Annotated in this window: 9 protein-coding genes, 1 tRNA gene and 1 pseudogene; 10 read left to right on the top strand and 1 reads right to left on the bottom strand. The window is 66.4% G+C overall.

From position 1 onward, the window contains the following. Window positions 1-25 precede the first annotated feature (25 nt). The 4 genes from ACTAQI_RS01580 (at window position 26) to ACTAQI_RS01595 (ending at window position 5,035) form a co-directional block, all read left to right on the top strand. Window positions 26-1,222: a ubiquitin-like domain-containing protein gene (locus ACTAQI_RS01580; RefSeq protein WP_457949098.1), complete on the top strand. Its 1,197-nt coding sequence runs from the start codon at window positions 26-28 to the stop codon at window positions 1,220-1,222. A 112-nt stretch (window positions 1,223-1,334) separates the two neighbouring features. Next, window positions 1,335-2,207, top strand: a complete 873-nt coding sequence (rsmA, locus tag ACTAQI_RS01585; RefSeq protein ID WP_457949099.1) for a 16S rRNA (adenine(1518)-N(6)/adenine(1519)-N(6))-dimethyltransferase RsmA — start codon at window positions 1,335-1,337, stop codon at window positions 2,205-2,207. Continuing rightward, the gene (locus tag ACTAQI_RS01590; protein ID WP_457949101.1) at window positions 2,204-3,163 is read left to right on the top strand and encodes a 4-(cytidine 5'-diphospho)-2-C-methyl-D-erythritol kinase; all 960 of its coding nucleotides are present in this window, start codon (window positions 2,204-2,206) and stop codon (window positions 3,161-3,163) included. The genes rsmA and ACTAQI_RS01590 overlap by 4 nt, the downstream gene beginning before the upstream one ends. Before the next feature lie 48 nt (window positions 3,164-3,211). Then, window positions 3,212-5,035: an ABC-F family ATP-binding cassette domain-containing protein gene (locus ACTAQI_RS01595; RefSeq protein ID WP_457949103.1), complete on the top strand. Its 1,824-nt coding sequence runs from the start codon at window positions 3,212-3,214 to the stop codon at window positions 5,033-5,035. Window positions 5,036-5,040: 5 nt separating this feature from the next. On the opposite strand, the gene ACTAQI_RS01600 is transcribed toward ACTAQI_RS01595, so the two are convergent. Next, a complete protein-coding gene (locus tag ACTAQI_RS01600; RefSeq protein WP_457949105.1) occupies window positions 5,041-5,667 on the bottom strand; it encodes a TetR/AcrR family transcriptional regulator in 627 nt (208 codons plus the stop codon). Window positions 5,668-5,801: 134 nt separating this feature from the next. Between ACTAQI_RS01600 and ACTAQI_RS01605 the strand changes: the two genes are divergently transcribed. The 6 genes and pseudogenes from ACTAQI_RS01605 (at window position 5,802) to ACTAQI_RS01630 (ending at window position 12,882) form a co-directional block, all read left to right on the top strand. Further along, a tRNA-Gln gene (locus ACTAQI_RS01605) sits at window positions 5,802-5,873 on the top strand. 103 nt (window positions 5,874-5,976) lie between these two features. After that, entirely contained in the window at window positions 5,977-7,455 is a 1,479-nt protein-coding gene (gene glmU / locus ACTAQI_RS01610; protein ID WP_457949107.1) for a bifunctional UDP-N-acetylglucosamine diphosphorylase/glucosamine-1-phosphate N-acetyltransferase GlmU, read from the top strand. A 2-nt stretch (window positions 7,456-7,457) separates the two neighbouring features. Then, window positions 7,458-8,438 carry a ribose-phosphate diphosphokinase gene (locus ACTAQI_RS01615; RefSeq protein WP_457949109.1) on the top strand — a complete coding sequence of 327 codons (981 nt, stop codon included), beginning with the start codon at window positions 7,458-7,460 and terminating at the stop codon, window positions 8,436-8,438. 247 nt (window positions 8,439-8,685) lie between these two features. Further along, entirely contained in the window at window positions 8,686-9,306 is a 621-nt protein-coding gene (locus ACTAQI_RS01620) for a 50S ribosomal protein L25/general stress protein Ctc (protein WP_457949110.1), read from the top strand. Window positions 9,307-9,430: 124 nt separating this feature from the next. Beyond that, window positions 9,431-10,037 (top strand): annotated as a pseudogene (gene pth / locus ACTAQI_RS01625) (aminoacyl-tRNA hydrolase). A 109-nt stretch (window positions 10,038-10,146) separates the two neighbouring features. Then, complete coding sequence (locus tag ACTAQI_RS01630) at window positions 10,147-12,882, top strand: LuxR C-terminal-related transcriptional regulator (protein ID WP_457949112.1); 2,736 nt, start codon at window positions 10,147-10,149, stop codon at window positions 12,880-12,882. Window positions 12,883-12,896 lie beyond the last annotated feature (14 nt).

Genomic DNA, 12,896 nt, shown 5'->3' on the forward strand with positions numbered 1-12,896 from the left:
TTTACTGCGCGTTCCCCGTGCCCGGATGGACCGAGAGTTACGGGCAATCGTGATCAAGTTCTTCACATCGGACGGCAAGTTCAGCTTTATTAAGGTTGGCGCCCAGCTCCTGGTGCTCTGCGGCCTGGTCGCAGGCCTCGTGGCCTTCGTGGGCAATAACAAAACAATCACGCTCAACGTGGACGGCAAAGCGTCGTCCGTGCAGTCCTTTGGTGGAACAGTGGCACAGGTGGTCAAGAGCGCCAACGTGGACCTGAAGCCCAGCGACCGCGTTTCCCCCGGCCTCGACGCCACCGTCCAGAACGGCACCGTCATCAACATCAACCAGGCCAAGGAAGTCAAGGTCAGCCTGGATGGGGCCGAAAAAACGGTGAACACCACCGCGCAGGACGTCGAAGACCTGGTGACTGAACTCGGCGTGGCCAGTGCCTCGTCCGTATCGGCACCGAAGGATGCCGCCCTTTCGCTGGCCGGCTCCTACGTCTCCATCTCCACGCCCAAGACCGTCAGCATCGTGGCCGACGGCAAGGTGAACACCGCCACCACCACCGCCCCCACGGTCGGGAAGGTCCTTGAGGACTCCGGCGTGACCCTCGGCGCCAACGACCGCACCTCACAGCCGGCCAACGCCAACGTGGTGAACAACATGGTGATCAAGGTTTCCAGGGTGGACACCGGCCAGACCGCAGTCACCAGCGAGGACGTGCCCTTCGAGACCGTCACCGCCGAAAGCGCGGACATGCTCAAGGGTGAGAAGGAAGTGACCCAGGCCGGAGCCGCCGGAAAGATTGAGCGCACCTTCAAGCTGGTGCTCGTGGACGGCCGGGAGGCTTCCCGCACGCTGGTTTCGGAGAACGTGGCAGTCCAGCCCGTCACCGAGAAGGTCACTGTGGGCACCAAAGCCAAGCCGGCGGTCCAGGCCGCACCGGCTCCGGCAGCGGCAGCCGCCAACACCGGCGCGGCTGCACCCGCCATGATGAACGAGGCCATGTGGGACAAGATCGCCCAGTGCGAATCCACCGGCAACTGGAGCATCAACAGCGGCAACGGCTACTACGGCGGCCTTCAGTTCGACATCCGCACCTGGATCGGAGCCGGCGGCGGCGCCTATGCCCCGAACGCCAGCCTGGCCACCAAGGCGCAGCAGATCGACATCGCCAACCGCGTCTACGCGCAGCGCGGCCTGTCGCCCTGGGGCTGCGGCTGGGCAGCAAGCAGCTGATCCGTCGGACGTAAACGCGCAGGAAACGCCAGTGGCCGGCCCCGGTACTCCGGGGCCGGCCACTGGCGTTAACCCGGCAGGGCCAGCGAGCCGCGCGGGATAGGATACCTAGGTGACTGAACCGATCCCCGCCGTTCCCGCACCGCTGTTCGGTGCCTCCGACATACGCCGGATGGCAGAGGAAATCGGGGTCAGGCCCACCAAAACCCTGGGCCAGAACTTTGTCATTGACGGCAACACCATCCGCCGGATTGTCGCCGCGGCGGGCGTGGGGCCGGATGAAACGGTGCTTGAGGTAGGTCCGGGGCTGGGGTCCCTGACGCTTGGACTGCTTGACGCGGCAGCGGCCGTCGTCGCCGTCGAAATCGATCCTGTCCTTGCGGCAAAGCTTCCCGAAACCGTACAGGAATGGCGGCCGGCCGCCGCCAACGCGTTCCACCTGGTGCACGCCGATGCCATGAAGGTCACCGAACTGCCAGTGGAACCCACGGCGCTCGTGGCCAACCTGCCGTACAACGTGGCAGTTCCCGTGGTGCTGCATCTCCTGCAGCATTTCCCCAGCCTCCGGCACGGCCTGGTGATGGTGCAGGATGAGGTGGCAGACCGCCTGGCGGCCGGACCGGGATCCAAGACCTACGGTGTGCCGTCCGTCAAAGCCGCCTGGTACAGCCAGATGCGCAAGGCCGGCGTGATCGGCATGAACGTCTTTTGGCCGGCCCCAAAAATCCACTCCGGTCTTGTGGCCTTCACCCGCCGCGAGCCGCCGGCCACCACTGCCACCCGCGAACAGGTGTTTGCCGTGGTGGATGCCGCGTTCGCGCAGCGGCGCAAGACGCTCCGGGCCGCCCTGGCCGGCTGGGCCGGGGGAGCACCGGAAGCGGAGCGCTGCCTTCTGGCGGCCGGCGTCGACCCCACTGCACGCGGCGAGGTCATTGACATCGCCGCGTTCGCCAGGATCGCCGAAGCCAGGGAGAACCGCCCGTGAGCACGGCAGGGCGGTTCGCGGCCAGGACAGTGCGCGTCAAGGCGCCGGGCAAGGTCAACGTGTCCCTGGCGGTAGGCCCGCTGCGGCCGGACGGGTACCACTCGGTGGCCAGCGTCTACCTGGCGGTGTCCCTCTACGAAGAGGTGGCAGCGACCAGTACGGCTGCCCCCGGCATCACCATCAGCCTCAGCCCCGAAAGCACCCTGGACCTCGACGCCGTCGACATCCCCCTTGACAGCAACAACCTGGCCTACAAGGCGGCCGCCATCATGGCGGACGTCTCCGAACACGCCACCGGTGTTCACCTGGAGATCACCAAGCGGGTTCCGGTGGCCGGCGGGATGGGCGGCGGATCCGCCGACGCCGCTGCCACGCTCCTGGCCTGCGATGCCCTTTGGAACAGCGGGCTGTCCCGGGAAGAACTGGCGCACCTGGCGGCGGAACTGGGCGCTGACGTGCCGTTCTCGCTCCTGGGCGGGACCGCCGTCGGCCTGGGCCTGGGGGATGAGCTGTCCCCGGCCCTCGCCAAGGCCCAGACCCACTGGGTGCTGGTGGTGGCCGACTATGGCCTGTCTACCCCCGAGGTGTACGGGACGCTGGACCGGCTTCGTGCGGCCCAGGACATAGACGTTGACGAACCAACAGGCGTGGACCCGCAGATCCTGGCGGCGCTGCGGGGCGGCGATGCCGAATCGCTGGGCCGGGTGTTGGTCAATGACCTGCAAAGGGCGTCCATTGAATTGTCCCCGGCGCTGCGCGATACGCTGGGTATGGGCGAATCACATGGCGCCATCGCAGGAATCGTTTCCGGTTCCGGCCCCACCGTGGCTTTGCTGGCCGAGGATTCTGTTGCGGCCGCTGCCCTCGCTGAGGATCTGCAGCGCTATGGCCTGACAGCCCTCGCCGTCCACGGACCGGTCCCGGGCGCGCGCATCATCTCCGACACCCTCCTTTAATACTTGCAGTCCTAATACTTACAGTCCGGCAGCAGAAAGCAGTTCCCTTTGGCACACCTTCTTGGCGGCGAGAACCTCACAGTTTCCTACGCAACCCGCACCGTCCTGGACGGCATCACCCTGGGCCTGGAGGAGGGGGACCGGATCGGCATGGTGGGCCGCAACGGTGACGGCAAGTCCACTTTGATGCGCCTGCTGGCCCTGCGTTCCACCCCGGACTCCGGCCGGGTCACCAAGCGCGGCGACGTCAACGTGGGATACCTGGACCAAAGCGACGTGCTCGACGGCGACCTGACGGTGGGTGCCGCGATCGTGGGGGACCAGGCGGACTACGAATGGGCCCGTAACCCCCGGATCCGCGAGATCATGGGCGGCCTGGTGTCCGACGTCGACTGGCACGCCAACGTCCACGCCCTCTCCGGCGGCCAGAAGCGGCGGGTGGCCCTGGCCAAGCTGCTCATCGAGGACCACGACGTCATCATGCTGGACGAGCCCACCAATCACCTCGACGTCGAGGGCGTGGCGTGGCTGTCCCGGCACCTGAAGACCCGGTGGCGTGCCAACCAGGGTGCATTCCTGGTGGTCACCCACGACCGCTGGTTCCTCGACGAAGTCTGCAACAAGACCTGGGAGGTCCACGACGGGATCGTTGACCCCTTTGAAGGCGGTTACGCCGCCTATGTCCTGGCCCGCGCGGAACGCGACCGGACGGCATCCGTAGTGGAAGGCAAGCGCCAGCAACTGGTCAAGAAGGAGCTCGCCTGGCTGCGCCGTGGTGCCCCTGCCCGGACCGCCAAGCCGAAGTTCCGGATCGAGGCAGCCAACGCGCTCATCGCCGACGTCCCGGCGCCGCGTGACTCCATGGCACTGAGCAAGATGGCCACCGCACGCCAGGGCAAGGACGTCCTGGACCTGGAAAACGTCTCCCTGAACTTCCAGGGCGACGACGGCCGGAAGCTCTTCGACAACATCACCCTCCGCCTGGCTCCGGGGGAGCGCCTGGGCCTGGTGGGCGTCAACGGCGCCGGCAAGACCACCCTCCTGAAACTCCTGAACGGCGAGATCACGCCTGACGCCGGCAAGCTGAAGCGGGGAAAGACGGTGGTCACCGCGGTCCTCACCCAGGAAGTCAAGGAGCTCGACGACGTCGCGGACCTGCGCGTGATCGAGGTCATCGAGCGCGAAAAGCGTTCCTTCAACGTGGGCGGCAAGGAGTTCACGGCCGGCCAGCTGGTGGAGCAGCTCGGGTTCACCAACCAGAAGCAGTGGACACCGGTGAAGGACCTGTCCGGTGGCGAGCGGCGCCGCCTGCAGCTGCTCCGGCTGCTGGTGGGCGAACCCAACGTGCTGATGCTCGACGAGCCCACCAACGACCTCGACACCGACACCCTCGCCGCGGTGGAAGACGTCCTGGACGGCTGGCCGGGCACCCTGGTGGTGGTGAGCCACGACCGCTACCTGTTGGAGCGCGTCACCGACCACCAGATGGCGCTGCTCGGCGACGGAAAGCTGCGCGGCCTGCCCGGCGGCGTGGACCAGTACCTTGAGCTGCGCGAGGGAGCCCTGGCCGGTTCCACCGTGACCGGCGGCGGTAACCCCGTCACCAGCGCCGGGCAGGCGGCCGCGGCCGGTGCCTCCGGCCCTTCCGAGGCTGAAAAGCGCGACGCCCGCAAAGCCCTCAACAGGATCGAGCGGCAGATCAAGAAGCTCGACCAGCAGGAAAAGAAGCTCCACGACGACATGGTCAAGAGCACGGAGAAGTCCGACTTCGACGCCCTCGCACAACAGAACAGCCAGCTCAAGGACCTGGCCGACGAAAAGGACGCCCTGGAACTGGAGTGGCTGGAGGCCTCAGAACTCCTCGGCGACTGAGGCGCTCAGGGTTCAGACTGCAGTTCCGGGTCCTTTTTGAGGCCGGTCAGGCCGTTCCAGGCGAGATTGACCAGGTGCGCGGCGACAGTGTGCTTGTCGGGTTGGCGGCTGTCCTGCCACCATTGGCCGGTCATGGCCACCATGCCCACCAGCATCTGGGCGTACATGGCCCCGTCCTCACCGCTGAAGCCGCGGCGGGAGAATTCGTCGGAGAGGATGTGTTCCACCCGTGCGGTGATGTGGGACAGCAGCGTGGAGAAGGCGCCCTCGGGCTGGGACGGGGGAGCGTCGCGCATGAGGATCCGGAAACCTTCGGTGCGTTCCTCGATGTAGGTGAGCAGGGCAAGGGCGGCGCGTTCGACGAGGACGCGGGGCTTGGCTTCCTCGGTGAGGGCGGCGTTGACTGCGTCCAGCAGGATGTGGAACTCGCAGTCCACCACTTCGGTGTACAGGCCTTCCTTGGAACCGAAGTGTTCATAGATGACCGGTTTGGACACTCCTGCGCAGGCGGCGATTTCCTCGATGGTGGTCCCGTCCAGCCCGCGGACGGCGAAAAGGCCGCGGCCGACGTCGATCAGCTGGCTTCGGCGCTGCAGGCCAGTCATCCGCGTCCGCGGAAGGTTGTTGCTCACCTTCCCATCATGCCCCACCGCCGGCGGCGGGATTCCGCGGGGCCGGCGGGAGCGCAACGCCCCGTGTCGCGCGGGGCCCTGAACCCGTGGCAAAATAGGGACTTGTGCCCCGGGCCTTGAGTCCTCGGGCACGGTCCGCTCTGGTGTAACGGCAGCACCCCGGCCTTTGGAGCCGTGGAGTATAGGTTCGAATCCTATGGGCGGAACTGCTGCGCGGGGCGCGATCATGAGGATGGCACCCGGTGCCCGGTGGCCTGGTCCGCCGGATGCCGCCAAGCGCCAGCACAACCAAGCAAGGAGAGCCCGTACGTGATCCCCGAGAATGCCGGCCCGGCCGCTGTAATCGTTCTGGCAGCAGGCGCCGGTACCCGGATGAAGTCGCGTACCCCCAAGATCCTGCATGAAATCGGCGGCCTGTCCATGGTGGGCCACGCCCTTCGTGCGGCCCGCAGCATCGCCCCCCAGAGGCTTGCCATTGTGGTGCGCCACGAACGCGACCTCGTGGAAAGCCACGTGGCCGCGCTGGATCCGCAGGCCGTCATCGTTGACCAGGACGACATCCCGGGCACGGGCCGCGCCGTTGAAGCCGCGCTCCAGGCGCTGGATGCCGGGCAGGACCTGGCAGGCACCGTTGTGGTCACCTACGGCGATGTTCCGCTGCTTTCCGGGGAACTGCTGAATGAACTTGTGGCCACCCATGAGGGACAGGGCAACGCCGTCACCGTACTCACGGCAGTCCTGGACGACGCCACCGGCTACGGCCGCATCCTCCGCGGTGACGATGGTTCCGTCACCGGCATCCGCGAACACAAGGATTCCTCGGAGGCCGAACGGCTGATCCGGGAGGTCAACTCCGGGATCTACGCCTTCGACGCCGCAGTACTTCGCGACGCACTGGGAAAGGTCACCACGGACAACGCCCAGGGCGAAAAATACCTCACCGATGTGCTGGGACTGGCCCGCGAGGCAGGCGGCCGCGTTGCCGCCGTGGTCACCGCCGACCGCTGGCAGGTGGAGGGCGCCAACGACCGCGTCCAGCTTGCCGCCCTCGGCGCCGAGCTGAACCGCCGCACGGTGGAATCCTGGATGCGCGCCGGGGTGACAGTGGTGGATCCGTCCACCACCTGGATTGACTCCTCCGTCACCCTGGAGGAGGACGTCCGGCTCCTGCCCAACACCCAGCTGCACGGCGAAACCACGGTGGCCAGGGACGCCGTCGTGGGCCCCGACACCACCCTGACCGATGTCACCGTCGGTGAGGGCGCCACGGTGATCCGCACGCATGGTTCCGGCTCGGTGATCGGCCCGCGCGCCGCCGTCGGCCCCTTCACGTACCTTCGCCCCGGCACCGTGCTGGGCGAAAAGGGCAAGATCGGCGCCTTCTACGAGACCAAGAACGTCACCATTGGCCGTGGCTCCAAGCTGTCCCACCTGGGGTACGCCGGGGACGCCGAAATCGGCGAGGACACCAACATCGGCTGTGGCAACATCACGGCCAATTACGACGGCGAGAAGAAGCACCGCACGGTGATCGGCTCGGGCGTCCGGACAGGCTCCAACACGGTCTTTGTTGCCCCGGTCACCGTGGGGGACGGCGCCTACAGCGGCGCCGGCGCGGTGATCCGCAAAGACGTACCGGCCGGTGCCCTTGCGCTGAGCATCGCTGCACAGCGCAACACCGAAGGCTGGGTTCCGGCGCACCGCCCCGGAACCCGCTCCGCCGAACTGGCCCAGGCGGCCACCAACGACTCCTCAAGTACCCCGGCATCTACAGAAGAGGGCAAGTAACAATGAGCGAAATTACGGCGCACGGCGAGAAGAAGCTGGTGCTTGCCTCCGGGCGGGCCCATCCGGAGCTGGCCCGGGAAATCGCCAAGGAGCTCGGCACCGAACTCCTCCCGCTGGATGCCTACGACTTCGCGAACGGCGAGATCTACGTCCGTGCCGGCGAAAGTGTCCGCGGCACCGACGCCTTTGTGATCCAGGCGCACCCCGCCCCGCTTAACAACCACCTCATGGAACAGCTGATCATGATCGATTCGCTGAAGCGGGCCTCCGCCAAGCGGATCACGGTGGTTTCGCCGTTCTACCCGTATGCCCGCCAGGACAAGAAGGGCCGCGGCCGCGAGCCCATCTCCGCCCGGCTGGTGGCGGATCTCTACAAGACCGCCGGCGCAGACCGCATCATGAGCGTGGACCTGCACACCTCCCAGATCCAGGGCTTCTTCGACGGCCCGGTTGACCACCTCATGGCCATCCCGCTGCTCGCCGACTACATCCGAACCCGTGTGGGCTCGGACAACATCACCGTCGTGTCGCCGGACACCGGCCGCGTCCGAGTCGCCGAGCAGTGGGCCGAGCGTCTCGGCGGCGCGCCCCTTGCCTTTGTCCACAAGAGCCGTGACCTCACCGTCCCCAACCAGGCCGTTTCCAAGACCGTGGTGGGCCAGATCGAGGGGCGCACCTGCGTCCTGATCGACGACATGATCGATACCGGCGGAACGATTTCCGGCGCTGTCACGGTCCTGAAGAACGCAGGCGCCAAGGACGTCATCATCGCGGCCACCCACGCCGTCTTCTCCGACCCCGCGGCCCGCCGCCTCTCGGAGTCCGGCGCCCGTGAAGTGGTGGTCACCAACACCCTCCCGCTGCATTCGTCACAGCGCTTCCCGCAGCTGACGGTGCTTTCGATCGCGCCACTGATTGCCAGGGCCATCCGTGAAGTGTTCGACGACGGTTCGGTCACCAGCCTCTTCGACGGCAAGGCCTAAGCCGGCCGCTGCCGGCGCCGGGCGCGTTTTAGTAAACGCGCCCGGCGCTGGTAGACTCTTACCGATACCTTGGCGAGGGAGAGCAACCGGTACACCGGCTTGCAGGTCTCCGTTATCGACTGGGTCTGACCAGTCCTTCACCCGAAGGACTGCCTTCTTGAAGGGCCGCCATCCGGCCGCCCGGCGTTGAAGGTCACACCAGACCTCCGCCCTTGCTGAACACCGTTTAGTCTTCAAGGAGATTTCCATGTCTGAGCAGAAGCTCGCAGCAGAACTGCGCACCGAATTCGGCAAGGGCTACGCCCGCCGCGCCCGGATGGCCAACCTGATCCCCGCCGTCATCTACGGCCACGGCGCAGAGCCCATCCACGTCACCCTTCCGGCAAAGGCCACCACCCTGGCCGTCCGCACCGCCAACGCCCTGCTGTCCCTGGACATCAACGGCGAGGGCCACCTGGCCCTGGTCAAGGACGTCCAGCGCGATCCCGTAAAGCAGATCATCGAGCACATCGACCTCCTGACCGTCCGCCAGGGCGAGAAGGTCACGGTTGACGTTCCGGTCCACGTTGAGGGCGAGACCGCTCCCGGCACCGTCCACAACCTGGAACTGACGGTTGTGTCCCTCGAGGCCGAGGCAACCCACCTGCCCGAGTCCGTCGTCGTCAGCATCGAAGGCCGCGCCGCCGGCGAGCACATCCACGCCTCCGACCTGGTCCTGTCCAAGGGCACCGTCCTCCTGACCGACGCCGAGGCACTCGTGGTGAACGTCTCCGAGGCCGTCGAAATCGCCGAGGAAGCAGAAACCGAAGCTGTTGCCGAGGGCGCAGCAGAGGAAGCTCCCGCAGCCGAAGAAGCCGCAGGCGAGTAACCACTCCGCAGTTTCCCGCAGTGGCCGGGCCCCTTGGGGTCCGGCCACTGTCATGTCCGGAGGCAGGCGTCCACGTGTGCCCCCGGTTCCCTCCTGCCCAAGCCGCCCCCATAGGATTGAGTCCATGACAGATACCTGGCTGATCGTCGGCCTCGGCAACCCCGGTGCACAGTACCAAGGCAACAGGCACAACGTGGGCCAGATGGTACTCGATGAACTCGCAGGCCGCATCGGTGCCGGGTTCAGAACCCACAAGGCCCGCGCCCAGGTCCTCGAAGGCCGGCTGGGTATCGGTGGACCCAGGGTGGTCCTGGCGAAGCCGATGAGCTACATGAACGTCTCCGGCGGACCGGTCTCCGCCCTCGCCAACTTTTACGGCATCCCGGCAGACCACGTGGTTGCCGTCCATGACGAGATCGATATTCCGTTCAACACTGTCAAACTTTAAGCTGGGCGGCGGAGAAGGTGGCCACAACGGGCTGCGGGACATCTCCAAGGCGCTCGGCACCAAGGACTACCTGAGGGTCCGTGTGGGGGTGGGACGGCCGCCCGGCAGGATGGACACCGCCGATTACGTACTGCGCGATTTCGGCACCGCGGAGCATAAGGAACTGCCATTCCTGCTGGATGACGCCGCCGATGCCGTAGAGGCCCTGCTCCGTGAAGGGCTCACCGCCGCACAGCAGACGTTCCACCCCGCCAAAGCCGGCTCACGCCAGCCGGAATCGTAAAAGTTCCTTCCGGCCCTGTTTCCCTGTCTGTGGCACAGGGTAGTCTTCTTCCTATGCGGGGGAGCAAAGGGGCTACATCCCGCTATTGCAGGATGTAGGGGAAAAGTTCATGTCAATCGAGCCACTCAGCTGGGGACGTGGGTCAATGCCGCAAGGTGACGGGCTGCCCACGCCAACCTCCGGGGCGCCGGAGGGCCAGCAATGGTCCATGCCTGCTAGAAGTGCCAACCTCGATGCCGTCCGCACCGCGCTGACCAGCGAAAACTCCCTGGGTGTTGTGATCACCGGCGCCAAGGGAGTGGGTAAGTCCTCCCTGGCCCGCGCAGCAGTGGCAGACCTGGGCCCGGATATCTGGTCACTGCAGCTACGGAACGTGCCGTCCGGATCCACCACTCCGTACGGCTGCCTGTCGTTCCTGCTGGCCCGGCTGCCGCAGGCCTACATGGGGTCCCCCACCGCCATCCTGCGGGGCATCACCTCGCTTATCCGCAGCGACGCCGCCGGAAGGCCATGCGTCATTACGCTGGATACCTCCGCCAGCATCGATGACATGAGCGCCGGGGTGCTGCTGAACGTCCTGCTGACCGGTACGGCAAAAATTGTTGCCGTTGCCCCCAACTCCAGTGATTTGCCCGCGGACTTCCACTGGCTGCTGACGGACCGGAAGCTGACCGAAGTGCGGCTCAGCAACCTCAACGAGCTGCAGACCCGGCAGGTCCTGCTGTCGCTGCTGGGTCACCGCGTCGCTTCCTCCCTGGTCAGCACCTACCACCAGATGGTGGGCGGGAACCCCTTGCTGCTCAAGGCCCTGGTCACCGAACAGCAGCTTTCCGGGAACCTGGTCCTGTCTGATTCCGTCTGGACGCTGCGGGACAAAGTAGTGCTCGACGGCGCTGCCAGCCTCGATGACATTGTCCGCTCCCGCTGGTCGCGGGAAACACCCGAAACCCGGGAGGTCATCGAGATGCTCTCCTGTGCCCGGCGGGTGGAGCTGTCCGGCCTTACCGCCATCTATGGCGCGGACGTGGTTGCGGACATGGAAGACGGCGGTCTGCTGGAGATCGACGACTCCGAGCACCGCTGGGTGTCACTGCGGGAGAAATACATCGGGGACGTCGTCAGGACCTGGCTGAGCATTTCCCGGCGGCGGGAGCTTCGCAGTGTGTTGCTGGGCGGCCGTGAGCCGGACCCGGCAACCATGACGGTGGAAGAACTGATGTCCTTCGCCGCCTGGACCCACGAGTGCGAGGCCGAATTGAGCCCCGCGCTGGCGTTGGCGGCTGCACAGGCCGCGGTACAGCTCTTCGACCCCCGGTTTGCCTTGACCTATGCAGAAATGCTGCGGCGGACCGACGCCCAATGGGCGCCGGCGCAGCGGCAAAAGGCTGCGGCCTACCTTCAGCTGGACATGCCGGTCCAGGCTCTTTCCGCCCTGGAGGATATTTCCCAGCCCGAACTCGAGGCCCTGGACCCTGAGGAGTACGCCCAGGTAATCGCCGCCAAAGCGCGGGTCATGGGCTTCATTCCGGAGCAGGCGGGCAAGGTCCCGGAACTGCTCGCCTCCGCGCGGGAACAGCTGGATAAAACGGCGCAGCACTGTACCTGGCCTGCACCCGCAGCGGTTGCAGCGAACCGGATCTCCTTGAGCGAATTCGAGTACCGGGCCCATGACGGCGATTACGCAGCCCTGATCCCCGCGCTCGAACGGGCGGCCGATCCTGCCGGCAACCCGGACACCGCGTTCCGGCTCCAGTCTGCGATCACCCTGATGAGCGCCCTCGCGTTGACCGGGCGCGAGATGGACGCGCTGGGGCTCATGCGTCAACTCGGCGGCCAGCTCACCGACGCCTCACACATCGTGGGCCTCCGTGAGCGCTATGTCAGGGAGGCCTACTTCGTCCTGCTGATGGCCGGCCAGTGGCGGCGCTGCATCGACCTCCTCAGCCCCTTCAGTGTGGGGCAGCCCCACCGGCTGCCGTACCGCAGCGCCGCCACCGAACTCGCTGCCGGGGTGGCCTTCGCCTTTTCCGGCCGCGGCGAGGCCGCCTTGGAGCCGCTAATCTCCGCAACCGCCCAGCTGGAACTGCAACCGGTCCAGGCAGCCCTGCGAACCGCGTACGCCGCTACGGCTCTGGCGTACGCCCAGACCGGCAATGCCGCCTTTGCCCGCAAGTACCTCACCAAACTGCAAAGAACGCCCGGAAGCGCAGGATTTGCCACGGAGAGCATCATCGAGTTTTGCGCCCTCGTCGCCGGGCGCTGGCTGGGCGACTCTGAGGCGGTGGCAGGCCTGAAGCAGGGAGCCCGCCGGAACGTGGAGGCGGGCAGGCACACCGTCGCGGGCATGTACCTGCTCGCAGCAACCGTGAACGGCAGCGACACCGACTTCCGACTATTGGAGGAGATCGCCGGCCGCCGGCAGGGCCCCTTGGCAGAAGTCTCACGGCTGATCGCCGTCGGAAGCAGGACAAAGGATGCCAAAGTCCTCCTTTCCGGCGGCGAACTGGCGGCGACACTCGAACTCGATGCCGTTGAAGCCCGGTGCATGGCACTGGCAGTGGATTTCGCCCGCCAGGATGGGGACGCCCTTTCAGCAAGGACGGCGCAGGCCCGGCTGGACATCCTTGCCGCCACCGTGTTGAACCTGCCTATCGTGCCCAGTAGCGGGAGTCCGCTGCTGACCAGCCGGGAACGGCAGATTGCCCGGATGGCCGGCCGCGGCGCCTCAAACCGTGACATCGCCATGGAAATGGGCGTGTCAGTCCGCACTGTGGAGGGCCACCTGTACCAGGTCTTCACCAAGCTGGGCGTGACTTCAAGGGGTGATCTGACTGGACTCGTCTAATGGCCACAAGCCGG

The organism is Pseudarthrobacter sp. alpha12b (genome assembly GCF_054130495.1).

Coding starts and splice junctions, on each gene's coding strand:
- ACTAQI_RS01615 (WP_457949109.1), top strand. CDS start 7,458: ATGAGCGAAATTACGGCGCACGGCGAGAAGAAGCTGGTGCTTGCCTCC.
- ACTAQI_RS01620 (WP_457949110.1), top strand. CDS start 8,686: ATGTCTGAGCAGAAGCTCGCAGCAGAACTGCGCACCGAATTCGGCAAG.
- ACTAQI_RS01580 (WP_457949098.1), top strand. CDS start 26: ATGGACCGAGAGTTACGGGCAATCGTGATCAAGTTCTTCACATCGGAC.
- ACTAQI_RS01630 (WP_457949112.1), top strand. CDS start 10,147: ATGTCAATCGAGCCACTCAGCTGGGGACGTGGGTCAATGCCGCAAGGT.